Origin of the sequence: Acinetobacter sp. YH12102 (genome assembly GCF_013419125.1) — a bacterium.
In the GTDB taxonomy this organism is placed as follows: Bacteria; Pseudomonadota; Gammaproteobacteria; order Pseudomonadales; family Moraxellaceae; genus Acinetobacter; species Acinetobacter pseudolwoffii.
The window spans coordinates 100,032-126,288 of the sequence record NZ_VPAS01000007.1 but is presented as its reverse complement, the minus strand read 5'-3'; the positions used below and the strand labels follow the sequence as shown (position 1 = coordinate 126,288).

Annotated in this window: 25 protein-coding genes and 1 riboswitch; of the genes, 9 read left to right on the top strand and 16 right to left on the bottom strand. The window is 46.1% G+C overall.

Features of this window, described 5'->3' with window-relative positions; translation table 11 throughout:
• Positions 1-8 precede the first annotated feature (8 nt).
• Both FTU42_RS08715 and FTU42_RS08710 read right to left on the bottom strand, forming a co-directional pair.
• Positions 9-1,571, bottom strand: a complete 1,563-nt coding sequence (locus FTU42_RS08715; RefSeq protein WP_180083273.1) for a PAS domain-containing sensor histidine kinase — start codon at positions 1,569-1,571, stop codon at positions 9-11.
• Between the two features lie 22 nt (positions 1,572-1,593).
• The gene (locus tag FTU42_RS08710; RefSeq protein WP_005108454.1) at positions 1,594-2,229 is read right to left on the bottom strand and encodes a response regulator; all 636 of its coding nucleotides are present in this window, start codon (positions 2,227-2,229) and stop codon (positions 1,594-1,596) included.
• Positions 2,230-2,448: 219 nt separating this feature from the next.
• On the opposite strand from FTU42_RS08710, the gene FTU42_RS08705 reads away from it, so the two are divergent.
• Entirely contained in the window at positions 2,449-3,516 is a 1,068-nt protein-coding gene (locus tag FTU42_RS08705; RefSeq protein WP_141667085.1) for a serine hydrolase, read from the top strand.
• Positions 3,517-3,570: 54 nt separating this feature from the next.
• Here FTU42_RS08705 and thrC read toward each other — a convergent pair whose 3' ends face one another.
• From thrC to xerD, 4 genes are all read right to left on the bottom strand, one after another.
• The gene (gene thrC / locus FTU42_RS08700) at positions 3,571-4,710 is read right to left on the bottom strand and encodes a threonine synthase (protein WP_005094446.1); all 1,140 of its coding nucleotides are present in this window, start codon (positions 4,708-4,710) and stop codon (positions 3,571-3,573) included.
• A 57-nt stretch (positions 4,711-4,767) separates the two neighbouring features.
• Positions 4,768-6,072, bottom strand: coding sequence for a homoserine dehydrogenase (locus FTU42_RS08695; protein WP_180083272.1), 1,305 nt, complete (start codon positions 6,070-6,072; stop codon positions 4,768-4,770).
• Between the two features lie 125 nt (positions 6,073-6,197).
• Positions 6,198-7,010, bottom strand: coding sequence for a DsbC family protein (locus FTU42_RS08690; protein WP_100329427.1), 813 nt, complete (start codon positions 7,008-7,010; stop codon positions 6,198-6,200).
• 99 nt (positions 7,011-7,109) lie between these two features.
• Entirely contained in the window at positions 7,110-8,027 is a 918-nt protein-coding gene (xerD, locus tag FTU42_RS08685; RefSeq protein ID WP_005094442.1) for a site-specific tyrosine recombinase XerD, read from the bottom strand.
• A gap of 175 nt (positions 8,028-8,202) precedes the next feature.
• Here xerD and FTU42_RS08680 point away from each other — a divergent pair, with 175 nt between their 5' ends.
• From FTU42_RS08680 to ftsW, 5 genes are all read left to right on the top strand, one after another.
• Positions 8,203-8,463 (top strand): FeoA family protein, encoded by a 261-nt coding sequence (locus tag FTU42_RS08680; RefSeq protein ID WP_004281065.1) that lies wholly within the window; start codon positions 8,203-8,205, stop codon positions 8,461-8,463.
• On the top strand, positions 8,460-10,316 hold the full coding sequence (locus FTU42_RS08675) for a ferrous iron transporter B (protein ID WP_005094440.1): 1,857 nt from the start codon (positions 8,460-8,462) through the stop codon (positions 10,314-10,316). The genes FTU42_RS08680 and FTU42_RS08675 overlap by 4 nt, the downstream gene beginning before the upstream one ends.
• Positions 10,317-10,372: 56 nt before the next feature.
• Complete coding sequence (locus FTU42_RS08670) at positions 10,373-10,624, top strand: DUF6587 family protein (protein ID WP_180083271.1); 252 nt, start codon at positions 10,373-10,375, stop codon at positions 10,622-10,624.
• Positions 10,625-10,785: 161 nt separating this feature from the next.
• Complete coding sequence (gene murD, locus FTU42_RS08665) at positions 10,786-12,132, top strand: UDP-N-acetylmuramoyl-L-alanine--D-glutamate ligase (RefSeq protein WP_180083270.1); 1,347 nt, start codon at positions 10,786-10,788, stop codon at positions 12,130-12,132.
• Positions 12,133-12,152: 20 nt separating this feature from the next.
• Positions 12,153-13,349: a putative lipid II flippase FtsW gene (gene ftsW, locus FTU42_RS08660; protein WP_005094435.1), complete on the top strand. Its 1,197-nt coding sequence runs from the start codon at positions 12,153-12,155 to the stop codon at positions 13,347-13,349.
• Here the strand turns inward: ftsW and FTU42_RS08655 are convergent.
• The 7 genes from FTU42_RS08655 to FTU42_RS08625 form a co-directional block, all read right to left on the bottom strand.
• Positions 13,338-13,598, bottom strand: coding sequence for a zinc ribbon domain-containing protein (locus FTU42_RS08655; RefSeq protein ID WP_005094432.1), 261 nt, complete (start codon positions 13,596-13,598; stop codon positions 13,338-13,340). The two genes, ftsW and FTU42_RS08655, sit on opposite strands and share 12 nt — an antisense overlap.
• A gap of 56 nt (positions 13,599-13,654) precedes the next feature.
• Positions 13,655-14,575: a tRNA glutamyl-Q(34) synthetase GluQRS gene (gene gluQRS / locus FTU42_RS08650; RefSeq protein ID WP_218949811.1), complete on the bottom strand. Its 921-nt coding sequence runs from the start codon at positions 14,573-14,575 to the stop codon at positions 13,655-13,657.
• A gap of 2 nt (positions 14,576-14,577) precedes the next feature.
• On the bottom strand, positions 14,578-15,105 hold the full coding sequence (gene dksA, locus FTU42_RS08645) for an RNA polymerase-binding protein DksA (protein WP_004281072.1): 528 nt from the start codon (positions 15,103-15,105) through the stop codon (positions 14,578-14,580).
• 209 nt (positions 15,106-15,314) lie between these two features.
• Positions 15,315-16,127, bottom strand: coding sequence for a metallophosphoesterase (locus FTU42_RS08640; protein ID WP_180083268.1), 813 nt, complete (start codon positions 16,125-16,127; stop codon positions 15,315-15,317).
• Entirely contained in the window at positions 16,124-16,759 is a 636-nt protein-coding gene (locus FTU42_RS08635; protein ID WP_180083267.1) for an NUDIX domain-containing protein, read from the bottom strand. The genes FTU42_RS08640 and FTU42_RS08635 overlap by 4 nt, the downstream gene beginning before the upstream one ends.
• A 76-nt stretch (positions 16,760-16,835) precedes the next feature.
• Positions 16,836-18,731 carry a phosphomethylpyrimidine synthase ThiC gene (gene thiC, locus FTU42_RS08630; protein WP_180083266.1) on the bottom strand — a complete coding sequence of 632 codons (1,896 nt, stop codon included), beginning with the start codon at positions 18,729-18,731 and terminating at the stop codon, positions 16,836-16,838.
• 88 nt (positions 18,732-18,819) lie between these two features.
• A riboswitch (TPP riboswitch) is annotated at positions 18,820-18,952 on the bottom strand.
• Positions 18,953-19,057: 105 nt separating this feature from the next.
• Positions 19,058-20,089: a hypothetical protein gene (locus FTU42_RS08625; protein WP_180049962.1), complete on the bottom strand. Its 1,032-nt coding sequence runs from the start codon at positions 20,087-20,089 to the stop codon at positions 19,058-19,060.
• A gap of 288 nt (positions 20,090-20,377) precedes the next feature.
• Here FTU42_RS08625 and FTU42_RS08620 point away from each other — a divergent pair, with 288 nt between their 5' ends.
• Together FTU42_RS08620 and phoU are read left to right on the top strand one after the other, a co-directional pair.
• Positions 20,378-21,724: a TolC family outer membrane protein gene (locus FTU42_RS08620; RefSeq protein ID WP_180083265.1), complete on the top strand. Its 1,347-nt coding sequence runs from the start codon at positions 20,378-20,380 to the stop codon at positions 21,722-21,724.
• A gap of 92 nt (positions 21,725-21,816) precedes the next feature.
• Positions 21,817-22,536 (top strand): phosphate signaling complex protein PhoU, encoded by a 720-nt coding sequence (gene phoU / locus FTU42_RS08615; protein ID WP_005094412.1) that lies wholly within the window; start codon positions 21,817-21,819, stop codon positions 22,534-22,536.
• Between the two features lie 64 nt (positions 22,537-22,600).
• Here the strand turns inward: phoU and FTU42_RS08610 are convergent, their stop codons facing one another.
• A complete protein-coding gene (locus tag FTU42_RS08610) occupies positions 22,601-24,403 on the bottom strand; it encodes an ABC transporter ATP-binding protein (protein WP_180083264.1) in 1,803 nt (600 codons plus the stop codon).
• A gap of 150 nt (positions 24,404-24,553) precedes the next feature.
• Between FTU42_RS08610 and FTU42_RS08605 the strand changes: the two genes are divergently transcribed.
• On the top strand, positions 24,554-25,174 hold the full coding sequence (locus tag FTU42_RS08605) for an alpha-ketoglutarate-dependent dioxygenase AlkB (protein WP_180083263.1): 621 nt from the start codon (positions 24,554-24,556) through the stop codon (positions 25,172-25,174).
• A gap of 63 nt (positions 25,175-25,237) precedes the next feature.
• On the opposite strand, the gene ruvX is transcribed toward FTU42_RS08605, so the two are convergent.
• Positions 25,238-25,681, bottom strand: coding sequence for a Holliday junction resolvase RuvX (gene ruvX / locus FTU42_RS08600; protein WP_005168963.1), 444 nt, complete (start codon positions 25,679-25,681; stop codon positions 25,238-25,240).
• A complete protein-coding gene (locus FTU42_RS08595; protein ID WP_159138536.1) occupies positions 25,674-26,228 on the bottom strand; it encodes a YqgE/AlgH family protein in 555 nt (184 codons plus the stop codon). Before FTU42_RS08595 ends, ruvX begins: the two co-directional genes overlap by 8 nt.
• Positions 26,229-26,257 lie beyond the last annotated feature (29 nt).

Genomic DNA, 26,257 nt, shown 5'->3' with positions numbered 1-26,257 from the left:
AAACCCCTTTATACCGTAATACGTTGGCAGCTAATGCGAAAGCATGCGCCCTGTTCTTGTTGTATATAGTTTAATTGTGCCTGATTTGCTTCACAAAAACTATGTGATAAGTACAGTCCTAATCCGGTTCCACTAATCGAGGTGCTGAAAAAAGGTTGAAATAATAGGGCCTGGTCGTGTATGGCTACACCTGAGCCGAAATCCCGGATATCAATCCAGACCCGATGTTCATAGGGATGTATATTCAGCTGAATGTAATTGGCATCTGCTGAATTGTGACGGATGGCATTGCGAAGCAGGTTAATCAGGACTTGACGAAATTGTGCTTCATCGAACTGAATCAGCAGCGGCACATCAATATTAAATTGAATCTGATCGCAAATATCGGCCAAATCTTCCTGGATAAATAACGGGATAAATTCATTGAGATGAATCGGCACCGGATGGGTTTCTTTATTTTTGACCATATTCAGCGTGTCCTGAATAATCCGGTCGATCCGGGTCGCCTGTCGGCCAATCATCTGGTTGAGTACTTGTTGTTCATTGTCAGAGTCAAGGTATAAATCATTGGCCTGCACAATAGCTGCCAATGGATTACGAATTTCATGCGCAATACTGGCTGAAAGCTGGCCCAGTGCAGCAAGCTTGAGTTGCTGCACCTGTTGATTGAGTTTTTTGGCATCCTGTAACACCAATAACATCAGGGTTTGATGCGGCACAATCAGCTTTTGTACCTGTACATGAATGTTATAGCGACTTTGCTGTGATTCAAATTGAAAACGCTCGCCATTTTCCAGCGTTTCAAACTGGATCAGTTCAAATAAATCTGGTTGTGACTGGTAGAGGGTAAATTTCTCATGCGCAAATTTTGCTTCGATCCCGAGCAGTGTACAGGCCGCAGGGTTACTCAGGACCACATGATAATTTTCATCCAGCACCAGATAGCCAGTTTCGATCTGTTCCAGAATATAACGGTTAATATTCTGTAAGCGATAAAGTTCCAGAGATTGCGAAAAGTTCAGGTTTTCCAGAATCTGAAAACGGCGCACCGCAATTTGCCCAGTTCCATAGACCACAAAGAACAAAAAGGCCAGCAGGGCACTATTACTGATATTGCTTAAGGAAGAAAATGCAAAAATACTGCCGATAAAATGTTGATATATGACACTAATCACAGCAATCAGGGTGACCACCAAAGCTTTTTTTGCATCCAGCAATAACGATGCAGAAAAGATGGTAATCACAAACAGCAAACCAATTTGCAGATTAGGCCCGTCACTTGCCAAAGTCAGTAAACTTAAGACGCAGACATCGCTAAAAAAAATCATAATCAGCTGCGGCTGGATCAGGCGTCTGATCCATTTCAGTGCGAACAGCTGCGCTGTATTAATGGCAACACCGATTCCCAGCGCATAATAATACAGTTGTGGATATTGATAATCGCTGGTTAGCTCGGGGTAGGTCAGCAGAAAAATCAGCAGCAGGCCAGTGCTGATCAGCAGGCGATACGCGCTATACCAGATACCTAAATGATACTGATTGAGTTCAGAATAATGTGATTTTTGTGCCATATGCGCCGCGACTCGCCAAAGGCTAAGGTTTAATCAGCCCATAGCGCATGGCCAGATGCGTCAGTTTGACATCACTATCAATATTCAGTTTTTCAAAAATACGATAACGATAGGTATTTACGGTTTTGACGCTGACAAAGAGCTTGTCAGCAATCTCCTGAGCGCTGATACAGTTCACCACCATCATCGCCACTTGCATTTCACGTTCTGACAGTGCATCAAAAGGCGATTGCTGTGTATCAGAAAGGTAAGAACTCGCTAACTGTTCGGCAATATCGGCACTAAAATATTTACCGCCTTGCATGACTTTATTGATGGCGCGAACCATTTCTGAAATCGGCGCCCCTTTGGTGATATAACCTTTGGCTCCGGCTTTTAATAATAGCGAAGGATATGGTTCTTCTGCCAGACCGCTGACGGCCAGCACTTTGGTTTCAGGGGCACTCTGAAGCAGGCGGCGCGTGGTTTCCACGCCACCAATGCCCGGCATATTCACATCCAGTAAAACCACATTCGGATGATGCTGACGAACCAGAGAAATCGCTTCTTCACCAGATTCAGCCTGTCCAATCACCTGAACCTCCGCATGGTCTTCCAGCATTCTGCAAATTCCAGTACGTACTAATTCATGGTCGTCCACAACTAAAACTGTGATCACCTACGCTCTCCCTCTGTTAAAAAAATCATTTTTTTGTTACATAAAGCAAAATAAGCTTGCAATGAAAGTACAAAATTAGCAATCCTATTCGCAAGATAAAATCTGAAACTTATCACACAGTGTCAAGATCAAAAAATGTTCTGCAATGTGTTTAAATGTAAGGCATATTAGAGGTAATACGCAAATCAATCTTACCTCTGTTAGTTGAGTGAAGAAATAGTGAAGAAAATAAACAAGTCTTTAAGGCATGTATTGGGCCTGTCCGTGTTAGTCAGCATGAGTGCGACAAGTTTTGCTGAAATCATTATGAATTCTGGCACGACAGAGGGCGGATCCAGCATTAGTTGGTCTTCTGAGGAAGTCAATCAGCTGATGAGTGATGATTTCCGTGTGGCTGCTGATGAGCCTTCACCACCCGGTTCAGCCACCGTGACCACAACCTTGCGTCAGAGTGTACCGAGCACCCAGCAGTCGGTCAGTGTTCAGCAACCAGCCAAAACAACACAGATTTTTGATACAAACAGTTATAGCAATCAACCCTCTGTAAATGCCCGTGCTGCATTGGTTATGGATGCGCAAACTGGTGAGGTGCTGTTTAGCAAAAACACCAATACCGCTTTGCCGATTGCATCTATTACCAAATTAATGACAGCAGTGGTGATTTCCGATGCACGTTTAAACATGTCAGAAAAAATCACGCTGCAACAGGCTGATTTCTCTTGCGCAGGTTGTAAAAGCTCAAGCTCGACCTTACGTGCTGGCGATAGCATGAACCGTGCCGAAGCTTTATTGTTTGCTCTAATGAAGTCTGAAAACCCGGCAGCTGCAGCCTTGGCGCGAACGTATCCAGGTGGTCGCAGTGCATTTATTGCAGCGATGAACAGCAAGGCCAAGGCCTTAGGCATGAATTCATCCCGCTTTATGGAATCAACCGGCTTACACCCTGGAAATGTGGCATCAGCACGTGATTTGGGTATTTTAGTGAATACTGCTTCTCAATATGGTTTGATTCGTCAATTCTCGACCACACCAAGCTATGACTTTAACTTGGGTTATCGTGTACTGAAATCGAATAATACCAATGCACTGGTGCGTAACGGCGGCTGGAATATCAATATTTCTAAAACCGGTTTTATTAATGAAGCAGGGCGCTGTGTGGTGATGCATACGACCCTGAATAACCGTCCGGTGGCAGTGGTACTGTTAGGTGCAAATAGCTCACAGGCGCGTACCAATGATGCGACCCGTTTGATGAGCTGGGTGAGCCAGCAACCAAAACGAATCTAATCTCTGCGCTCATAAAAAACCCTGCAAATGCAGGGTTTTTTATTCTGGCTGAAATTACATGTTCGACAGAATAGAGTCTTTTACCTGAGCCATGGTTGCGTCGATAGACAGCATCACCGCATCGGCACATTGTTTGATCGCGGTATCTGGATCTTTTAGACCATTACCGGTTACGGTACATACGATTACTGAACCTTCAGCGATTTTACCTGCTTTGATATCACGGATTGCACCGCCAACAGACGCAGCAGATGCAGGTTCTACGAATACACCTTCATACATCGACAGCAGACGTTGCGCTTCAAGAATCTCAGCATCCGTCAGTTCATCAAACCAGCCGTTTGAATCACGAACGACAGCTTTGGCATGATTGAAGCTTTGCGGATTACCAATACGAATTGCAGTTGCAACAGTTTCCGGATTTTCTACTGGACCACCACGCAGGAACGGAGCAGCACCAGATGCTTGGTAACCGGCCATGATTGGCAAGCCAGCCGGTTTAGGACCAGTGAAAGCATCGGTTTCAGCATCGTAAATCACTTGCTCAAATTCTTCTTTCGACTGATTGGCCACCGCTTCGGTATAGCCCATCCAGTGTGCAGTGATATTACCTGCGTTACCCACTGGCAGGCAGTGGTAATCCGGGGCACGACCTAAAGCTTCAACGATCTCGTAAGCAATGGTTTTTTGACCCTGCAGGCGGTACGGGTTGATTGAGTTTACAATCGTTACCGGTGCCTGATCAGCAACTTCCTTCACCAGACGCATGCCGTCATCGAAGTTACCACGAATTTGCATGGTGATTGCACCATACATCATCGCTTGGGCCATTTTACCCATGGCAATTTTGCCTTCCGGGATGAGCACGAATGCTTTGATACCGGCACGAGCAGCGTATGCAGCCGCAGCAGCAGAAGTATTACCAGTGGATGCACAGATGATGGCTTTAGAGCCTTCTTCAACGGCTTTGGTCACTGCCATAGTCATACCGCGGTCTTTAAATGAACCAGTCGGGTTTAAGCCCTCGTACTTCACATAAATTTCAACATCTTTACCAATAATGCGTGGAATATTCTCAAGCTTGATCAGTGGAGTATTACCCTCACCCAAAGAGATCGCACGAGTAGTTGCAGACACTGGTAAACGGTCGCGATAGCGGTCAACTAAACCAGTATAACGATTGGCATTCGACATGATGATGTTCCAATTGTGTGTAGAGCTTGGCAAGGGGAAATACTCCCCTTAACCCGATTAATTATCAAGCGATTCTAAACGAATTCGTACAATTTCGCCATGAATGACGGGTAATGCTTGAATTTGTGAGAGCGCTGCATCCATTTTTGATTCGACGATAGGATCGGTCAGAATCACGATCGGAATAAGGTCTTTTAAGCGAGGTTGCTGCATGATGGCATCAATACTGATTCCGGCACGACTGAGGATCGTGGTGACATCGGCAAGCACGCCCATTTGATCTTCGGCATTAATACGGATGTAATAGCCGGTGGTCATTTGTTCACGACTCAAGATCGGTAAATCGGTCAGGGCTTCAAAGGCCAGTTGCGGAATGGTTCCGGCACCGTCTTCGGTATAAATGATATCACGAACAATATCCACCACGTCTGCGACCACAGCAGAAGCCGTTGGGCCTGCACCCGCACCTGCGCCGTAGTATAGTGTTGGACCAACCGCATTGGCCTGTACCAGTACGGCGTTTTTCACGCCATTGACGTTGGCAATCAGTTCTTCTTCAGGAATCAGGGTTGGATGAACACGGAGTTCAATCCCGGCATCGGTGCGGCGTGCAATTCCCAGGTGCTTGATACGGAAACCGAGGTCTTCTGCATATTTCACATCTTGTGCAGTAACTTTGCCAATACCTTCAGTAAAGACTTTGTCAAACTGTAGCGGAATACCAAAGGCACATGAAGCCAGAATGGTCAGCTTATGTGCAGCATCAATACCTTCAACATCAAAGGTTGGATCGGCTTCAGCATAACCGAGTTCCTGTGCTTCTTTCAGCACATCGTCAAAAGCACGACCTTTTTCACGCATTTCACTGAGAATGAAGTTACCAGTACCGTTGATGATGCCCGCCAGCCATTCAATCTTGTTGGCTGCCAGACCTTCACGAATCACTTTAATAATGGGAATGCCACCTGCGACTGCCGCTTCATAGGCAATTTGTACGGCATTGTCTTCAGCCGCCTTAAACAGTTCATTACCATGTTCAGCCAAGAGTGCTTTATTGGCTGTCACGATATGTTTGCCATGTTTCATGGCTTCCATAATAATTTCGAAAGCAGGATGAATTCCACCCATGACTTCAACCACCACATCCACATCAGGTTGACGTACGATGTCCATCAAGTCTGCACTTTGTTTCACTGATGCAGGTAGGTCCAGATCAGGACGTGGACGACGGGTGCCTACATAGGTAATTTCAATTTCACGACCGGTGCGACGTTTAATCTCAGCAGCATTTTCTTTTAATAGTTTCAAGGCACCACCACCTACAGTACCAAGACCGAGGATAGCCAGACGAACTGGTTTCACGTCACACTCCAAATAAACAGTTTTTTACGAGAACCTAGATCATAGCTAAAAAAACGCCATGACTCTAGGGTCATTTCAGAATATCTTTATGTATAAAATAAAGTTAAATAACGTATTAAAATGAGTTATTTAAGTCGCTTCAATAATTCAGCGCTAGACAGATATCCGCCGAGGTAAACCCCTTCCGAACTATAAATGGCAGGGGTGCCATTGACGCCCATATTCAGGCCCATGTGATATTGATCTTGAACAGGATTTTCACATTTCTCTGCACTAATCTGTGCGCCGGCAATGGCCTGATCAAAAGCACTATGACGGTCAGCACTACACCAGATTGCTTCCATGGCCGGCATATGCTGTTCACCACGCGGCCAGGCGATATAACGAACCTCAATACCTTTACTATTCATTTCATCCATTTGTTCATGGAATTTATGGCAATACGGACAGCTGACATCGGTAAAGACATAGACCACATGCTTGGCCTTGCCTTTGGCCGGATAGATCAGCAGATCTTCTGCTTTCAGTTCGGCAAAGAGTTTGTTGTTGATTCCGGCTTGCAGGTTTTCACTGACATTATGCAGCTGTTTATCACCGAGTCGGATCACGTCGCCCTGAATCAGGTATTTACCATCGCTGGTGACATAGACCGCAGACATACCTTCCAGACTGACCCAGAACAGGTTCGGTACTTCGGTGGTTTTAATATCGATAATTTTGGCACTGATCCCCGCAGTTTTGAAATGCTTTTCCAAGGTAGAGACCAGACGCTGTTGTGCATTGCGTTCGGTCAGGGTAGAGGCTTCTCCCGTTGCTGGTGCACTTGCAGTCAGTGTATCTTGCTTTTTAGTGTTGTTATCGGAATTGGAACATGCGCTAAGCCCCAAACCAGCAGCAAGTGTACAAGCCATAAAAACTTTTGAGCGGGCAAATGTCATAAATAACCCTTTTCTTCTTGGACTAAAAACAGAGCATTAGCATAACAAAAAAAAATACAAACACGTCAAACTTCTCAGTTTATTCCATGTGTAGATGTTTTAAGCCCGTGGATGATGCGCTGCATGCAGCTGCTGCATCCGCACTTGCGCCACATGGGTATAAATCTGGGTGGTCGACAGATCACTATGTCCAAGCAGCATCTGTACCACACGTAAATCTGCGCCATGATTGAGCAGATGCGTTGCAAAGGCATGCCGCAAGGTGTGCGGTGACAGCTCGGATGCAATTCCGGCCTGTAAAGCATAGCGTTTAATCGCATACCAGAAATTTTGCCGGCTCATGATGCCGCCATGCTGAGTCAAAAACAGATAATCGGTTGAGGTCTTATACAGTTGAGGACGGGCTTCATTCAGATATTTTTCCACCCATTCACAGGCCATGTGTCCCATCGGTACCAGACGTTCTTTATTGCCTTTACCGACGATGCGTAAATAGCCCTGTTTTAAGTTAATCAGTTCCAGACGCAAGTTAATCAGTTCAGTGACACGTAAACCGCAAGCATACAGCACTTCAAACATGGCACGGTCACGCAGGCCTAAAGCAGTATTGATATCGGGGGCATCAATCAAGGCCTCAACATCGGCTTCAGACAGGTCTTTGGGCAAGGCACGGCCAAGCTTCGGGGTTTTATGCGCTGCCACCGGATTATCACTACGCAGCTTCTGTTCACGCAGAAATTTATAAAATGAACGCAAGGCTGACAGACAGCGGGCAATTGAGCGTGGGCTTTTTTGCTGTTTGGTCAGTGCAATCAATACATCGGAAATATCGTCATGGGTCCATTCTGGCAAAGGCTTGCTCAGACATTCTGCACATTGCAGCAAATCAGATAAATAGGCATTTCGGGTGTGTGGACTAACCGTTTGCGCAATCAGATAATCACGAAAACCCTGTAAATAGCTCAAGGCTTCAGGAATTTGAACCGGGGCGGGAATACGGGGTTTTTTATTCAGCATAGGGTGCAAGGATCTGATCTGAAAAAGCGATGAATTTAATAGGTATTCTCCACTGTAGTTTAATTTCACCAGACTGTCGATGTGATATAAAAACTAATTCAGCATGTAATCAATCTTATTTGTTAATTATTCTCATTTGTTTGTATACTGTACAAAATAGTTCAGGAATTTCACGGTGCGTTTGTCTGATTTAAAAGCAAAACAAATTGCCATCATTCGAAAAGTGAGTCGAACAACTGATGGTGAAAGTGCTCTACACGATGTCGTCGCGAGTCGTTTGGAAACTCTAGGCTTTGTGCCGGGTACGAAGGTACAGGTGATTACGAAAGGTATTTTTGGTGGAGATCCCATTTTGATTCAAGTTGGATTTACCCGTTTTGCTTTGCGTAAATCAGAAGCAGCCAAAATTGAAATCGAACAGGCGGTGTCGGCATGAGTGATACATTACGTATTGCCCTTGTCGGTAACCCTAATTGCGGTAAAACTTCATTATTCAACCATTTAACCGGAACACGCCAAAAAGTTGGTAACTATGCGGGGGTCACGGTTGAACGTAAAGTCGGTACGTTTCAGCTTGCTTCAGGCAAAGCGGTGCGGGTACTGGATTTGCCAGGGACTTATAGTCTGGATGCGACCAGCCCGGATGAAGAAATCACCCGTAATGTGGTGCAAGGTAAAATCGCAGAAGAACAGCAGCAGGATGCATTCTTATGTGTGGTAGATGCCACCAACCTGAAACTGCATCTGGGGCTGGTCTTAGAAATGATTGCTTTGGGGCGTCCGATTCTGGTCGTACTCAATATGATGGATGAAGCACGCCGTCGTGGGATGCAAATCAATACCCAGAAGCTGTCTGAACGTCTCGGCGTGCCCGTGGTGGAAACTGTAGCGGTACGCAGTTCAGGGATTGAAAACCTGAAGAATGCCTTGGATCAGGGAAAATTCTCGGTACCGCAGACTGAACTGAGTGGCTTAAAGGGTGACCCGCATCAGCAGGTGGAAGTCATTCTGAACGACGTGGTCAATTTCGTCGATCAGGAAGACAAACGTACCGATTTTCTCGACAGGATTTTTTTACATCCGGTACTGGGTCTACTCAGCCTGGCTGTAATGATGTTCGTGATTTTCCAAGCGGTATTTGCCTGGGCTGCGCCGTTTATGGATGGCATCGAAACCTTCTTTGGTTGGCTCGGTGAATTCCTCGGTGAATATATTGCTCATCCTTTACTGAATAGTCTGGTGGTGGACGGGATTATTGCTGGTGCCGGCGGGGTGGTGGTATTCCTGCCACAGATTCTGATTCTGTTCTTCTTTATTCTAGTCTTGGAAGAATCAGGTTATTTACCACGAGCAGCCTTCTTGCTCGATAAGCTGATGTTTAAAGCGGGCCTGTCAGGCCGTGCCTTTATTCCGTTATTGTCCAGCTTTGCCTGTGCCATTCCGGGCATCATGGCATCGCGTACCATCAGTGATCCGCGAGATCGTTTAACCACGATTTTTGTGGCACCGCTGATGACCTGTTCAGCACGTTTGCCGGTATATGCCTTGCTGATTGCAGCTTTCATTCCACAGCAAACTGTCTGGGGTTTTATGAACCTGCAAGGTCTGGTGTTATTTGGCCTGTATATGGCGGGTATTGTCAGTGCTCTGGCGGTGTCTTTTGTACTGAAATTTTTCCATAAAGATAAATCCCAGCACATGCTGTTGATGGAGCTGCCAAGCTACCGTTTCCCGGATCTGAAAAACGTCTGGATCGGCTTGCTGGATCGCGGCAAAATCTTCTTGAAGCGGGTCGGCGGTATCATCTTTGCCTTATCGATTGTACTCTGGTTCCTGTGTACCTTCCCGCAACCCCCAGAAGGTGCGACTTTGCCGGCGATTGATTATTCACTGGCAGGTATGCTCGGTCATCTGATGCAGCCAATCTTTGCACCGCTCGGTTTTAACTGGCAGATCTGTATTGCCTTGATTCCAGCCATGGCAGCACGTGAAGTGGTGGTTGCTGCATTGGGCACTGTCTATGCACTGTCTGCCGTAGATGACGATGCAATGTCCGAAGGTCTCTCTTCACTCATCAGTAGTGGTGGTGATCTGGGCTGGTCAGTGGCGACAGGTCTGTCTTTACTGGTGTGGTTTATTTATGCACCGCATTGTCTGGCAACTTTGGCGACAGTCAAACGTGAAACTGGTTCCTGGAAAACGGTCAGTATCATGACGGTTTACCTGTTTGGCTTGGCATATTTCATGTCATTCCTGACTTATCAAATTGCTTCATATTATTTGGGCTAATCTCAGGTTGGCCTCGGCCCGTTGAGCTTGCCTGAGTATATGCATGGGAGATTGAGATGATTGAAATTCTGATTGTGGCGGCACTGGTGCTGTGGAGTGCGCTGGTGGTATTTAAAAAGGTGTTTCCGAACACCTCTCACTCAGTCTTCCAGAAGCTGTCTGATGCCTGCGCAGCAAAAGGCTGGACGCGTCTGGCCAAATGGCTGCGACCGGGTATGGCTGCAGGCTGTGGTGGCAACTGTGCCTGTCCGGTGTCGGAGCAAAGTGCACAGGAAAAGCCGGCCCAGCAAGCGGTCAAATGGAAATAAGTTCCTTTTTGGCTGTAATTTTAAAAACCGTCATGAGCATGACGGTTTTTTTACGCATGGACACAAAAAAATATGCAGAAAGCTCAATCAGAAAAGGCATTCAAAACAGCAAAGTGCTACCATTTCGTCAGTTTCAAAATAGACCAAAATATGGGGCGAAAATGTTAATACAACGTGGTGGGTTAAAAGTCGTTGCAGGACTCGGAATATCAGGTGTTGCAGCAGTCAATTTCTTACATGACCAGGGCTACCGCGTTGCAGTAACGGATTCTAGAGCCATCCCTCCGGGATATGACCAGATTCCGGCCGAAGTCCAGACCAGTTTCGGCCAGTTTGATGCCGAGCTGTTGCTGTCTGCAGAAGAAATCGTGATCAGTCCGGGACTGGATCCAAAATTGCCAGAAATTCAGGCGGCGATGGCGCAGGGTATTCCTGTGGTGAGTGAAATCCAGATTTTACGCCGTGCTACGGATAAGCCCATTGTCGCGATTACCGGTTCCAATGCCAAAAGTACAGTGACCACTTTGATTGGCTTAATGGCAGCCGATGCTGGCAAAAAAGTCGCGGTCGGTGGCAATCTGGGACGTCCTGCACTGGATTTAACCAAAGATGATCCTGAGTTATATATCTTAGAATTATCCAGTTTTCAGCTGGAAACTACTTCAAATCTGGCGGCTGAAGTGGCGGTGGTACTGAACATGAGTGAAGATCATTTGGATCGGCATGGCGATATGATGGGCTATCACACCGCCAAGCACCAGATTTTTCAGGGTGTGAAAAAAGTGGTGTATAACCGGGATGATTCTTTGACCCGTCCTTTGGTGCCAGATGTGACGCCGATGCAAAGTTTTGGCCTGAATGCACCCGATATGAACCAGTACGGGATTCTTAAAGATACCGATGGTGGCATCTGGTTGGCGCGTGGTCGTGAACGTCTGTTAAAAAGTACCGAGATGTATATGCAGGGCACGCATAATGTTGCCAATGCCCTGGCTTGTCTGGCACTCGGTGAAGCGATTGGTTTGCCATTGGACAGCATGCTAAACACTTTAAAAACCTTCAAAGGTCTGGAACATCGCTGCGAATTTGTCAAAGCAGTGCAGGGCGTACGTTATTATAACGACTCCAAAGGCACCAACATCGGTGCAACCTTGGCGGCTCTCGATGGTCTCGGTATGGCGATTGAAGCTCAAGGTGGCAAAGTTGCGATTATTCTCGGTGGACAGGGCAAAGGACAGGACTTTAAGGCTTTGCGTGAATCATTGAGTAAATATGCCAAGATTGCAGTGCTGATTGGTGAAGACCGTCCGATCATCGAAGCAGCGATTAGGGGCACGACTGAGCTGGTTCATGCAGAGAGTTTGCAGCAGGCCGTAGAAATCTGCCAAAAGCACACCCAGGCAGATGATGTCGTGCTATTGTCTCCTGCATGCGCAAGTTTTGATATGTTCTCGGGTTATCCTGAGCGTGGTCGCAAGTTTGTTGCGTATGTGAATGAACTCAATTAAGAATAACAAGGATTCGTGATATGGCTGGGTTTGCTCAGACTACGATCAATAAACTAAACCAATTTTATAGCCAGTGGGTACCCAAGCTCCCCGCTGAGCTAAATCCACGGAATGTACTAATTTTCTGTGTATTGGCTTTACTGTGTATTGGTTCGATCATGGTGGCATCGGCCTCGATGCCTTATGCTGAACGTATGCATGAAAATGCCTTTCATTATATTAGCCGCCATGGCATTTCGATTTTTGTGGCAGCAGTAGCCGCCTATCTAACCTATAAAATTCCCTTAAAGGTCTGGTTTAATAACACCTTCTTTTTGTGGATTATTACCATTGTACTGTTGGTGGCCGTGCTGGTGGTCGGGACTGAGGTCAATGGTTCCAAGCGCTGGATTCGGGTGGCCGGATTTACCTTGCAGGCCTCGGAAGTGGCGAAAGTGATGATGGCGATTTTTACCGCGGACTATGTGGTACGCCGTGCGGAAGAAGTCCGGAACAATATTAAAGGTTTGGTTCGTTTAAGTGCGATTATGGGTGTGACCGTCGGTTTGATTATTCTTGAGCCGGACTTGGGGGCAACCGTAGTAATTACCTTGACCATGCTTGGCGTGTTTTTCCTCGCGGGTGCGCCGTGGATTCAGTTTGGTGTGGCCTTTATGACCTTGGTCGGTGCATTTGCCGCAGCGATTTTATTAGAGCCTTATCGCTTGCAGCGTTTGATGTCTTTTTCAAATCCATGGGAAGATCCACTGGGTAGCGGTTATCAGCTCTCGAATGCACTAATGGCCTTCGGCCGTGGTGAGTGGGCCGGGGTTGGATTGGGGCACAGCATTCAGAAAATGTCTTATCTGCCTGAAGCGCATACTGATTTTATGCTGGCGATTTTAGGTGAGGAATTTGGCTTTTTAGGTATTGCGACCATCCTGATCCTGTCTTTTACCATGCTGGTCTGCTGTATCCGGATCGGACATCGTGCCTTGCAACATCAATATCTACGCGCCGGCTATCTGGCCTATGGGATCTGTATCATTTTCCTGTTACAGATTCTGGTGAATGCCGGTATGAATATGGGCGTGTTACCGACCAAAGGTTTGACCCTGCCATTTATTAGTTATGGGGGTTCATCATTGATTATCTGTGCGGTGATGATCAGTTTAGTGCTGAAAATTGATTCGACCACTCGGCAGGTCAATCCAAGCCGGGAAGAATCAAGCTTCTAGATTGGAGTTGGACCCGGGCTCCGGCTGAGCATGGTCAAGCACTGTGCTCGGCATTGCAGTTCCGCAATTGGAACAGGTCACAAAAGCAGTTTTAGGCTTGGAAAGTGGAATCAATGGAATAAAAAACAAAGAAAAATAATGACGTTGCTGTTTCAGCTCATAGCCTGTACGGGTTCGGCAGACTGGACACAGGAACTGGCTCTTTTCAATAGTTTTGGTTTTAGGACCGAATCCAAAAATAAAAAACATCTGCTTTTCCTCTCTGATTTTAATTCTAGAATTCTAGCTTAAGCCAAAACAGGTTTTTATTGATAACAACCTTGTAGCGCTGTTGTATGTGGAATCCGTTCAATGTTCCATTGCGCAACCGCCTGTTGCAGCATGCGTTGTGGCGTATCCAGATCAACTTCAGCCTGATGCAAAGCATTAAGTGCCTGTTTTAAGAGTTGTGGGGCCTGACTTAAATCCAGTGCTTGGGCCAGATTCTGTTTTGAGAGTTTTTGTCCCTGATCATTCATCGCCAGGGGTAGATGCATATAATTCAGACGCGGATAACCGAGCAACTGCCCCAGATAGATTTGCCGTTCGGTATTGTCCAGCAGGTCAGCACCACGTACCACATGGGTCATGCCTTGCAGATAGTCATCGACCACTACCGCCAGCTGATAATTAATAATCCCGTCACGACGTTTTAAGACAAAGTCTCCCAGATCTTTCTTCAGCTTTGAGCAGTGTCGACCTTGTAATTGATCTTCAAAACAGATTTCGATATCTTCGACTTTTAAACGGATCGCTTGATTGTCGAATGCCAGAGCTAGGTCACGGCAGGTATCCTGATAGATATGATTGGAACCGAGCATTTTACGGGTACATTGACAGGCATAAACCAGACCCTGCTGACGTAATTGTTCGATCACATCTGCATAAATATCTAAACGGTCTTTCTGGAAAATGATTTCGCCGTCTGGCTCAAGCTGAAAGGCGTCCATGGCACGCAAAATATGTTCTTCGCTGCCGGGATAAATGCGGGGAATATCGGTATCTTCAATCCGGACCAGCCATTTACCATGATTGGCTTTGGCATCGCAGTAACTGGCGACTGCGGTAATGAGGGAGCCAAAATGCAAAGGGCCGGTTGGCGATGGCGCGAACCGACCCACGTAATTCACTTCAGCTTTCCCTCCCTTTATTAAAGGGAGGGGCAGGGAGGGATTACTTAAAGACATGCTTAACCGTTGTTTTGCTTCTCTTTGATCTCTGCAAGCGTTTTGCAGTCAATACATAAAGTAGCCGTTGGACGTGCTTCTAAACGACGCAGACCAATCTCGATACCACAGGTTTCACAGAAACCATAGTCATCATTCTGGATCGCTTCGATCGACTGTTCGATTTTACGAATCAGTTTACGTTCACGGTCACGGGTACGTAACTCAATCGCAAATTCTTCTTCCTGAGTCGCACGGTCGTTTACATCTGGAAGAGCAGTATTTTCGTCTTGCATCGTATTCAGGGTACGATCCACTTCTGACATCAACTCAGCTTTCCAAGCCAGCAAGATTTGGCGGAAATGCTGAAGCTGACCTTCAGACATGTATTCTTCATTTTTTTTAGGTTGATAAGGTTCAATACCAAATAAGCTAGCAGTAGAACCACCGTCAGTCGTTTTAGGCTTAGATTTGCGTACGCGCTTTGCAGCTTTCTCTTCTACAACATCAGTTTGATTGTCTAAGACTTGATTTTGGTTGTCATTCGCCATTTAGGGCATTCCTCATCTATGCGTATGATTGCTACGCAAAAAATATGGTGATATGCAATTTTTATCCACCCTGTAGAAGGATTATCCTCCTGTGGGGGCCGTCATCATATAGACTTTTTATGCTTATTGATAGTCTTTGATGTCTGGACTATGCATATCACATTTCCTTTGGTTGCAATAAAGTAATGCAAAAAAAACAAATTGAAAAGTTAATAACCTGAAATTTCGGTATTAATATTTTGCTGGCTCAGTGCCACCCGTTCAATATAGGTATCAAACTCACCATTTTGTTGCAAATGTAATACACGATAACCGGGTGCCGCCTGATCGAGCGCGAAATCTTGGCTTTTAGGTTTAAACTGCACACTGGTCGATGGCGTGGATAAAAAGTAGATACCATGCCATTCGTTGCAGGAATCCTGATGCACATGACCAAACAGAACCAGCTTGATATTCTGATGGCGTGCCAATACATCTTTTAAATCTTCAGCATTTTTCAGCCGGTGCTGGTCAATCCAGTGCGATTTCATCGCAAAAGGATGATGATGGCAAGCAACGATGACATGCTGATGCTTGAATTCAAGCAATAATTGATCCAATTGGTCGAGCTGGTCCTGTTCCACCCAGCCATCGACCTTGCCTTGAACAGCACTATTTAACAGGATCATGGTCCAGGTGCCAAAATGAATGGCATGCACCTGATTCGCATTCTGGTGAAAAGGGAACACCCGAGAATCGTCATGATTGCCTGGAATCTGATAATGCGGCACGTTTAAAGACTGAACAAATGCTAAATAGCGCTGATAAGTCTGCTCGACCGGCACCTGTGCCAGATCACCAGTATGAATCAGTGCATCTATCTTGGGAAAGCGCTGTTGGATCTGCTGCATTACCTCATGAAAACTCTGCTCGGGATTCATCCGGGCAAATTCCAACTCTTCCCGATCCATCAAATGGGTATCAGAAATCTGGATAATGGTCCAATCAGGCTGTGTGCTTGTGCTTGACTGCTGAAAACTCATGTCTTTCCCCTTAGACATATTCCTGCAGTATGAATATGTTGTTGCAACCATTGCAAGGCCATAATGACAGGCGCATTTCTTAAGCGGCCATTGGTGAGCAAGACGGGAATATCGGCATAATCCAGAATATGCAGCTGGATATTTTCCCCTTCATCCGGCATGCCAAAAATACCGCCCTGTTCAGGCAATTCGGTCTGGGCCACATATAAATGGAAAAGCTCAGAACATGCTCCGGCGGAAGGATAGAAGCTGAAAATGTGCTGTAGCTCATCCAGAGTACAGCCTGATTCTTCGAGTGCTTCGCGACGGATGCACGTTTCAGGCGCTTCATCGCCATCCAGAACGCCAGCAATCACTTCGAGTTGCCAAGGAGAATCGACATCGTCCAGTCCGCCAATCCGGAACTGTTCGATCAGGCCAAATTTCTGCTGTTGATGGTTGTATATCAGCACACCCGCTGCTTCTGGCCGATGAATCAGCTCACGTTGCAAAATAGGGGTCGAGCTTTCCTGATTAAATAGACGATGTTTCAGGCTGACTTTTTCTACCTGAATAAATCCCCGGTACAAGAACTCACGTGCCTCTACGCTAAAGTCTTTTTTATTATAAGAGGCCTGTTTAATAATATTCATATGCTCAGATAGAATGAATTGATTTATTTTCATCCTATCTGAGTTTTTTTTGAAGACAACTGTTTTTTTTACAGTTTTATAGTTTATGGTATAAATTTTGACCAGAGTTGTGGAAGCTGGCTTTCATCTGATCCATGCCGGCTTCAATTTCGGCCTGAGAGCTTGCTGGCTGATCAGGATTGGCCTGTTGACTGGCATAATCCCGAACATTCTGGCTAATCTTCATTGAACAGAACTTCGGTCCGCACATGGAACAAAAGTGCGCGGATTTATGTGCCGCTTTCGGCATGGTTTCATCATGCATGCTGCGCGCCGTGTCCGGATCCAGACTCAAGTTAAACTGGTCTTCCCAGCGGAACTCAAAACGCGCCTTGGACAGGGCATTATCCCGGGCCTGTGCACCTGGATGACCTTTGGCCAGATCGGCAGCATGCGCGGCAATCTTGTAAGTAATAATGCCATCTTTGACATCTTTTTTATTTGGCAAGCCGAGATGTTCTTTCGGCGTCACATAACACAGCATTGCGGTACCATACCAGCCAATCATCGCAGCGCCGATGGCTGAAGTAATATGATCATAACCCGGTGCAATATCGGTGGTTAATGGTCCCAAGGTATAAAATGGTGCTTCCTTACAGACCTCTAGTTGCAGGTCCATATTTTCCTTGATCATATGCATCGGTACATGGCCCGGGCCTTCAATCATAACCTGAACATCATGTTCCCAGGCACGATGGGTCAGTTCGCCCAAAGTTCTGAGTTCGGCAAATTGCGCTTCGTCATTGGCATCCTGCACACAGCCGGGACGTAAGCCATCGCCGAGACTGAAAGACACATCATAGGCTTTCATGATTTCGCAGATGTCATCAAAATGGGTATAGAGGAAATTTTCCTGATGATGTGCCAGACACCACTGCGCCATGATCGAACCGCCGCGCGATACGATACCGGTCAAACGGTTGGCAGTCAGCGGTACATATCTTAAAAGCACACCGGCATGAATGGTGAAATAGTCCACGCCTTGTTCCGCCTGTTCAATCAGGGTGTCTTTAAAGATCTCCCAGCTCAGGTCTTCGGCCACACCATTGACTTTTTCCAGTGCCTGATAGATCGGTACGGTTCCAATTGGAACAGGTGAGTTTCGGATAATCCATTCACGGGTTTCATGAATATTCTGCCCGGTCGACAGGTCCATAATCGTGTCTGCACCCCAACGTGTCGCCCAGGTCATTTTCGAAACTTCTTCTTCGATACTTGAACCGAGTGCAGAATTACCAATATTGGCATTGATTTTGACCAGAAAATTACGTCCGATAATCATCGGTTCCAGTTCCGGATGATTGATATTGGCCGGAATAATCGCGCGGCCGGCAGCGACTTCCTGCCGTACAAACTCCGGGGTGATTTCGGTCAGGTTTTTAGCACCGAAATTTTGTCCCGGATGCTGGCGCATATCGACACCTTCCAGTTGACGCAGGTTTTCACGAATGGCGATATATTCCATTTCTGGCGTAATCATGCCTTGTTTGGCATAGTGCATCTGGGTGATGTTCTGGCCGCGTTTGGCTTTGCGCGGTTTTTGAATATGCGCGAAACGGATGGCCGCAGTACGGATATCACGTAAACGTTGTCGACCAAACTCAGAGCTTAAATCGTCCAGCATTTCCGTATCGTTACGCTGTTCAATCCAGCTGTCACGGATATTGGGCAGGCCTTTATTCAGGTCAATCGTCACATTGGGGTCGGTATAGACACCAGACGTGTCATAAACCATCAAGGGCGGATTATATTCACCGCCCAAGCCGGTCGGGGTTTCACTGAGGGAAATTTCCCGCATCGGTACCTGAATATCAGGACGCGAGCCTGGCAGATAGACTTTACGTGAAGCGGGTAGAATGCGCGTTAAATCACGTGCTTCCTGTTCATGAGCGGAGAGAGAAGTTTCAGAAGAAAGATTCGTTAACTGGTTCATGGCTATGATCCTTATGAATGACATCAACGAATCAAGCACGACCAAAAACGCGGGCAGATTTATCCTGAGCAGATAAAGCAGGGGCTGGGTTTTTAGCTGGCTTGATTCCTACGCAGGTATTAACCTGATCAGGTTCAACGGTACCCATGCTCAATTCCTGATAAAGATAAAAGGAATCACATGATCTCAGCGAGGGATTACTCGCGCTCCGTCAAGCGAGGCTAAAGCTTAGCTCAGTTTATGCCGAATAAACAGGTCTAAATCTCTCAACTTTAGCGATGATCTCTTCAGGCAGGGGAAGCTGGACTCAAGCCAAATATTTCTAGCTAGATACAGAATGCATCCATAAAACAGTCTTTATCATATTTTTGTGAGGGTGGGCTGATCTTGGCATAATACAGAATCTGTTCAGCATCCGAACGGTTTCGATAGTCGGCAGGCAAGGCTTGCTGGCGCTGTTGTGGATTCATGTCCAGAAACTCCAGAAATTGGCGAGCCTGGGTCGAAAGCGTTGATTTCTGACCGCTGGATAGACCAATAATGGTTTCCAGATGACTGGTATCGACTGCATAACGGTCGCGATAATCCTCAGAAACGGGAGATGCTTCGGTGCCTCTAAACAAAAAATAGGTATATTGTTTCAGCAGGTATTCGGCATCCCGCTTATAGCTGCTCTCAGGATAGGTCTTGAGATAATCTTCCCAAAGCAGACTGCGGGCTGCAATGTCAGCTGCTTCAATTTGCAGGCGTTTTTCCACCAGTACCGGCTGCATATTCTGTTCAGCCAGATGTTCAATAAAAACTTTTTCAGCGTCGGGTAAATAAGGCGCAAAAATGCGGGCCAGATATTCCGGACTACGACGATAATGTAAGTTGCCATCGCCAAGATCCAGCAGTTCGACATAAGCCTGACCTTTGTGTTTTAACAGGTACTGGTCACGTGAGGTGAGCTGCTGAAAATGGGCTTGCTGAATGGTCGGATGCTGGGCCATTTCAAGCGCATACTGTTCAAAGGCGCGTTGCTGGAACTCGGTACGGTCGACGGCTAAAAAGCGCTGATACATTTCAGTAGAACGCAGCATCAGATGCTTCTGCTCCGCCAATTCCATCAGGGGCAGACACACTTTAAGATCCTGATTAACCTGTTCCAGCGCAAAAGTGGTGCGCTGGTCATTAATCTGGGACATATTTTTTTCAATATTCTTGCACATCAGGCTAAAGTCATTGACTGGACTTTGCTTCTGATTGGTCTCAGTCTGTTCAACCTGGATCTGTGGTTCTGACGGCTGCTGACAGCCTGCCAGAAACAGCAGACTGCCGGAAATTAGACAGGCTTTGAATATCGACGGGAATGGCATTAACACTATGTTTCAGGACTCTGTATAGGTGAATTCAGAAAATAACGGCCTTGCTGGGAGATATATTGTATAGATCAAATAAAAATACTATGTTTAGTATTGTGAATTGCTTTGTTACATTGCGGGTATAGATCTTGAAAATTGAATTAATCGTGGATAAAACCCGAGAGTTATATTAAAAAGTTAATAAAAATCATACGCAAAAATGCAAAAAATCTCTTTAGTATGGCTTAGCTTAAAGCGCCAGAATTTTTGATCTGAATGGCTGTTAGGGGTTAACACTATAAAATGAAACTAAAACTCAGTGTCATGGCCGGTTTATTGTGCAGTAGTCCGGCGATTTTTGCCCTGGATTTGCAACAAGCCTATGCGCGCGCCCAGCAAAACGATCCGAACTGGCAAGCGAATCTGTTGCAATATCAGGCCGATCAGCTCAATCTGGGGATTGCTAGCGGAAATTTACTGCCGACCGTGAGCCTTTCAGGAAATATCACCCGTAAAAACCAGTCTGTTGATGCACCTGCCGATCCACAGTTTTCTAATTTCATTACTTCCAGTAATACCACCCGCCAGCTGGCTTTAACTGCACGCCAGCCTTTATTCCGCTGGGATGCCTGGCAGGGCTATAAACAGGTCAAAACTTCGGTCGAACTCAGCGAAGTCAACTTACGTCTGCAAAAACAGCAGCATATTTTACAGGTGGCAGAAGCCTATTTTAATGTCTTGCGTCAGCAGTCTTTGACCACGGCATATTTGCAGGAAGAACAGGCTCTATCTGAGCAGCTGCGCATGATGAATGCCAAACTAAAAGAAGGTCTGGTGGCACGTAGTGAGGTCAGTGAAGCCAATGCCCAGTATCAAAGTGCCCAAGCCAACCGGATTTCGACCCAAGTTCAGCTGGTTCTCGCTCAGGAGCAACTGGCTCAGCTGATCGGGCCTTATCAGGAAAATCTGGCGGTATTACGCAATGACTTCCAGTTTCAGAAACCGATTCCAAGTGACATGCAGTCCTGGACAGATTTGGCACAAAGCCAGAATCTGAACATTCTGCAAGCCCGTCTGCAAAAACGCTATTCTGAAGATGCCAAACGGGTTGAGCAGGCCGCTCTCTATCCGCAGGTTGAAGCGGTCGGCACCTATGGCTATCTGAAACAGACACCAGAAACGATTATGTCCAGCAATGGTGATTTCGACCAGATTGGGGTGGAAGTCAACTGGAACCTATTTAGTGGTGGCCGTACCCAGAAAAGTATTCGTCAGGCTGGGGTCAATGTACAAAAAAGTGCAGCCCAATTAGACGCTGCGATCCGCAAAGCCAATACCGATGTGAAGCAGTCCTTCATGCAGGTAGAAACCGATCAGGCCAAACTGAATGCGCGTAAAGCGGCGATGGAATCTTCGGAAATGGTTTCACAAGCCTCCAGAGCCCAATATCAGGAGGGCTTAAAGACCATGGTCGATGTGTTGCTGGCCCAGCGCAATGCTTTTTCTGCCAAAACGGATTATCTGAATGCCAAATATGATTATCTGCTGCATGTACTACAGTTACAGGCTTCAGTCGGGCAGCTGACCGAAAAGGAGCTGGTAGAGCTGAATGCCTGGCTGATCGAATATGATTCACCTCAGCCCAGATGACGCTACTATTGTCATCAAACTTTCATCATAAATATGCTTTAATGTGCTTTATTATTGATCATCGCTATATGCCGTTTCAGGAGTAGACTTCCTTGTGTCCAAATAATCCTGTGTTAAGTCATCACATTTCTTCGCAATTTAATGAAGAGTTGCAGGACGTCAATACCAAATTCATGACCATGGGCGGACTGGTGGAACAGCAGGTGGCCAACGCCATTCATGCCTTACTGGATACCGATGTCGCCATGGCGATTGATGTGCAGTTTCAGGACAATGTTGTCAATCAGATGGAAAGAGACATTGATGAAGCACTGACCCTGATTCTGGCACGCCGTCATCCTGCTGCGATTGATTTACGGATGGTACTTGCCATGTCCAAGGCCAATACCGATCTTGAGCGTATTGGTGATGAAGCGTCTAAAATAGGCCGGATTGCACAAAGCCTGAGCGAAGAGGGTAGCTCGCCGCGCGGTTATATGGAAACCCGGCATATTGGCAACCAGGTTCGGGTGATGATTCATGATGCACTGGATGCTTTTGCACGTCTGGATGTAGATCAGGCCTTGAAAGTGATGTTGGCAGATGCGGATATCGACCGTGAATACCAGTCAGCAACACGTACCCTCATGACCTATATGATTGAAGATCCGCGACATATTAGTCGTGTTATCAATGTACTATGGGTGCTTCGTTCACTAGAAAGAATTGGCGACCATGCCCGGAATATTTCTGAACAGGTGATCTATATGGTCAAAGGTTTTGACGTACGTCATACCAGCGTCGAAGAAATTGAGCAAAAAGTTCAGCGTTAAGAGTGATCATCTCTCAATAAAAGACCTCCCGCTCGGAGGTTTTTTTATTGGTTTGGAAGAAACGCTAACTATGGGTTTCTTCCTCGGCATCATCCTCAAAAGTCTTGGCGATTTTTTCAATATTCAGACTCTTGGCCATGGCATCAAAAATTTCCTTATACACGCCTTGCTGATGATAAAGCTGAGCGTGCTCACCATGTTCGGCAATCCTTCCCTCTTTCATCACATAGGTATAATCTGCGTCAATAATTTGCGACAGGCTATGTGAAATGATGATCACGGTACGGCCTTGCTTGATTTGATCCAGACTTTGCTTGATCTGTTCGGTGGCGATGGCATCCAGACTCGCCGTCGGTTCATCCAGAAAAATAATCGGTGGGTTTTTCAGGAACATCCGCGCCAAGGCAATGCGTTGCTGCTGTCCGCCAGACAGCATGAGGGCATCACTATCATAGCCATCCGGTAACTGTAAAATCTGCGCATGAATCGAGGCTTTTTCTGCCGCCTCAATTACATCCTCCATTGAGGCAGTAGTTTTGCCGTAGCGGATATTGTCAAAAATGGTGCCCTGAAAAATATGGTTTTTTTGTAAGACTAGACCAATATGATCGCGTAGATATTGGGTGTCATAATCTTTCAGGTCAATGCCATCCAGTTTGATCTGGCCTTGCTGTGGTTCATAAAATTTATCCAGCAGACTGATCAGGGTAGATTTTCCGGCACCCGATAAACCCACCAAGGCGGTAATTTTATTAGGGCGAATTTCCATATCAATATCTTTCAGGGCATGGTGGCCGTTTGGATAATAAAAATTCACGCTACTCAGTTCAAACTTACCTTGGACAATCGGTTTCTGCTGACCGCTTTGTTCAATTTCATCATCGGCTTCCAGAATCTTAAAGAAGCTTTCTGAATAGATCATGGCATCATTCACTTCATCATAAATCCGGTGCAGTGAGCGAATCGGGGCGGAGACATTATTAAACAGCAGCACATGAAACATGATCATGCCGATACTCATCTGGCCATCCAGCACAAAATAAGAGGTCAGAATAATAATCAACACAATGCCGATCTGTTCCAGGAACGTTTTCAGACCATCAAACAGGAAACTGGTCTGGCGGGTTTTCATCTGGTTGTCGGTTAGTTCGCGTTGCAATCCTAACTGCTTTTCCGACTCAATCGCTTCCCGGTTAAAGGATTTGATCACGGTAATTGAATTAATAATACTGAGAATACCTTGACTCTTTTTCTCGCGGCCATCTCTTAAACTGCGGCGCCAGCCACCGAGCTTTTGTGCCTGCTTATAGGTCAGCCAGAAATAGATCGGGACAATGGCGGTGGCCACCAGGCCGACATACATATTGGCATAGTACATCAGGCCCAAAGCCACAATCGCGCTGGTAAATAATGGTAAAATATCAATAAAAAAGATTTGTACCAGACGGGTCAGTGAGCCAATACCACGATCAATTCGGGTCTGTAATTTTCCGGCCTGATTATTTTCCTGATTAAAAAATTCCAGACGATATTTTAAGAATTTTTCAATAATTCCTTGGGCCAGATCCTGAGAAACAAAAATCCGTAGCTTTTCTCCATAGAACTTCTGGCCGAACTGGACAAAGGCATTGATAATCTCTTTACCGAGCAAGATCGCTGAAATCGTAATCAGAATATGCCAGCCTTGCTCCAGTCCCTGACCTTGCTCCAGCAGCGCATTGATACTATCGACTGCATATTGCAGGGTCAGCGCATTGACCTGTGCGGTAAAGGAACCGATCAGGGTCAAAATCAGCGTGGCAATGACCAGCACCCGATAGGGCTGAACAAAAGGACGAAGTTTCTGAAACAGCTGCCATAAGTTCATAAAGGATTATTTTTATTGTGAAAGTTAAATTCAGTTTAGGCAGGAACAGGACAAGTCACAAGAGCAAATCTTGTAGTCATTTGTGAAATCCGGTTGTACTTTTTCAAAGTCAATGTCAGTATTTTCAGTAAGATACTCGGTCTAATTGAGATGACTTTAGATTTATTTGCGCTCCAACCTGAAACGAATATCTTACCCTTTGATGGGGTGGTGGAGGACTATGGTCTGATTCTGGAGCAGGCGCAAAGCCAGCAGTATTTGCAGTATTTTCTGAGCCAGTTGGCCTGGCAACATGATGAAGTACGGTTGTTCGGCAAGCACTATGTCACAGCACGCAAGGTGGTCTGGTATGGCGATGCGCACTATCAATATCGCTATTCGGGGACGCTCAAGCAAGCTCAGTTGTGGACCCCGGGATTATTGCGTTTAAAACAGCATATTGAACAGCTGGTGGGTCATCCCTTTAATTCCTGTCTGGCCAATTTATATGAAGATGGTTCACAAGGCTTGGGCTGGCATAGCGATGATGAGCCTGCCTTATATACAGGAAGTTCTCGGGAAAATGTCATTGCTTCTCTGAGTCTGGGCGCGACCCGTAAAATGAGTTTTAAACATAAAACCCACGGGGATAAAGTCGAGTTGCTGTTACACAGTGGCCAACTGATTGTAATGCGCGGCCAGACCCAGCAGTACTGGAAACACAGCATTGGTAAAAGCAGCAAAGTTTTGACACCCAGAATTAATCTGACCTTTCGTTATTTTTACCCTTAAATCATGTTTTTAGGCATAAAAAAGCATCCCAAAGGATGCTGATTTTAAAATTTTATCAGCAGTTTAAGGGGTGATTCCGGCAGGATGGCGATACCAACTTTCAATCAATAAGGCTGCGGCGATACTGTCCGCAGACAACCTTTTGCCGCGACCTTGCGCCTGATAATGATCCAGTTCATCGCGTGCTTCACGGGTGGTCAGACGCTCATCGACCATCAAGGTTGCAATATTGGTCTGGTGCCGTAAACGGCGCGCAAATTTACGTGCCCGTGTCGAAAGCTCCGATTCACTATCATCCATATTCAGTGGCAAACCGACCAGAAATAGATTCGGTTGATGGCTTTTTACTATTTTGAGCAGTTCATCCCAGTTCGGAATACCGTCTTTCATGGGAAATAAAGGTAGGGGACTGGCACTTGCAATCAGGGATTGTCCAACAGACATTCCCATTTTTTGTGTACCAAAATCAAACGCCATAATGGTTTGTGGCGTGTTTACATCAGGCATGTCCAATCTCGGAAGATAACCAGTTGCGGTCGACGCCCATCTTTTTATAGGCAGCATCCCAACGGTCGTTATAAGGTAAGTTAAAAATCAGATCCATATCAGAATCACAAATCAGCCAGTCACCGTGGGCAATTTCCTGTTCTAGCTGGTGTTTGCCCCAACTGGCATAGCCGAGTGCGATCTGATAGCGACCTACACCTTCATTATGCGCAATTGCATCCAGAATATCTTTGGAGGTGGTGATACAGACATTTTCACCCACCGCAATAGAGGAATGCCAGGTCGGCTGACCGGTATGCAGCACAAAGCCGGCCTCAGGGCGTAAAGGGCCACCTTGCAAGACTTCATGTGGATTGACATTGTCTGCTTCAATATCAAGATCATTCAGCAATTCTTTAATTTGAATACCGGCAGGGCGATTGATGATGATGCCTTGTGCACCATCTTCATCATGGCGAGCCAGATAGATCACCGTCTGGGCAAAAAAATCATCATCCGCATGTGGCGGCGCAATCAGACAACGATGTGTCAGAAACTGTTTGGTCACCTGAGCAGTTCTCCTTAAAATCAATTTCT

Excerpts from the sequence above, each read along its gene's own strand:
- FTU42_RS08635 (WP_180083267.1), bottom strand. The coding sequence starts at position 16,759 with ATGAATATTATTAAACAGGCCTCTTATAATAAAAAAGACTTTAGCGTA.
- murD (WP_180083270.1), top strand. The coding sequence starts at position 10,786 with ATGTTAATACAACGTGGTGGGTTAAAAGTCGTTGCAGGACTCGGAATA.
- ftsW (WP_005094435.1), top strand. The coding sequence starts at position 12,153 with ATGGCTGGGTTTGCTCAGACTACGATCAATAAACTAAACCAATTTTAT.
- dksA (WP_004281072.1), bottom strand. The coding sequence starts at position 15,105 with ATGGCGAATGACAACCAAAATCAAGTCTTAGACAATCAAACTGATGTT.
- FTU42_RS08670 (WP_180083271.1), top strand. The coding sequence starts at position 10,373 with ATGATTGAAATTCTGATTGTGGCGGCACTGGTGCTGTGGAGTGCGCTG.
- FTU42_RS08640 (WP_180083268.1), bottom strand. The coding sequence starts at position 16,127 with ATGAGTTTTCAGCAGTCAAGCACAAGCACACAGCCTGATTGGACCATT.
- FTU42_RS08675 (WP_005094440.1), top strand. The coding sequence starts at position 8,460 with ATGAGTGATACATTACGTATTGCCCTTGTCGGTAACCCTAATTGCGGT.
- thiC (WP_180083266.1), bottom strand. The coding sequence starts at position 18,731 with ATGAACCAGTTAACGAATCTTTCTTCTGAAACTTCTCTCTCCGCTCAT.
- thrC (WP_005094446.1), bottom strand. The coding sequence starts at position 4,710 with ATGTCGAATGCCAATCGTTATACTGGTTTAGTTGACCGCTATCGCGAC.
- FTU42_RS08690 (WP_100329427.1), bottom strand. The coding sequence starts at position 7,010 with ATGACATTTGCCCGCTCAAAAGTTTTTATGGCTTGTACACTTGCTGCT.
- FTU42_RS08655 (WP_005094432.1), bottom strand. The coding sequence starts at position 13,598 with ATGTTTTTTATTTTTGGATTCGGTCCTAAAACCAAAACTATTGAAAAG.
- gluQRS (WP_218949811.1), bottom strand. The coding sequence starts at position 14,575 with ATGTCTTTAAGTAATCCCTCCCTGCCCCTCCCTTTAATAAAGGGAGGG.
- FTU42_RS08620 (WP_180083265.1), top strand. The coding sequence starts at position 20,378 with ATGAAACTAAAACTCAGTGTCATGGCCGGTTTATTGTGCAGTAGTCCG.
- FTU42_RS08605 (WP_180083263.1), top strand. The coding sequence starts at position 24,554 with ATGACTTTAGATTTATTTGCGCTCCAACCTGAAACGAATATCTTACCC.
- ruvX (WP_005168963.1), bottom strand. The coding sequence starts at position 25,681 with ATGCCTGATGTAAACACGCCACAAACCATTATGGCGTTTGATTTTGGT.
- FTU42_RS08625 (WP_180049962.1), bottom strand. The coding sequence starts at position 20,089 with ATGCCATTCCCGTCGATATTCAAAGCCTGTCTAATTTCCGGCAGTCTG.
- xerD (WP_005094442.1), bottom strand. The coding sequence starts at position 8,027 with ATGCTGAATAAAAAACCCCGTATTCCCGCCCCGGTTCAAATTCCTGAA.
- FTU42_RS08610 (WP_180083264.1), bottom strand. The coding sequence starts at position 24,403 with ATGAACTTATGGCAGCTGTTTCAGAAACTTCGTCCTTTTGTTCAGCCC.
- FTU42_RS08715 (WP_180083273.1), bottom strand. The coding sequence starts at position 1,571 with ATGGCACAAAAATCACATTATTCTGAACTCAATCAGTATCATTTAGGT.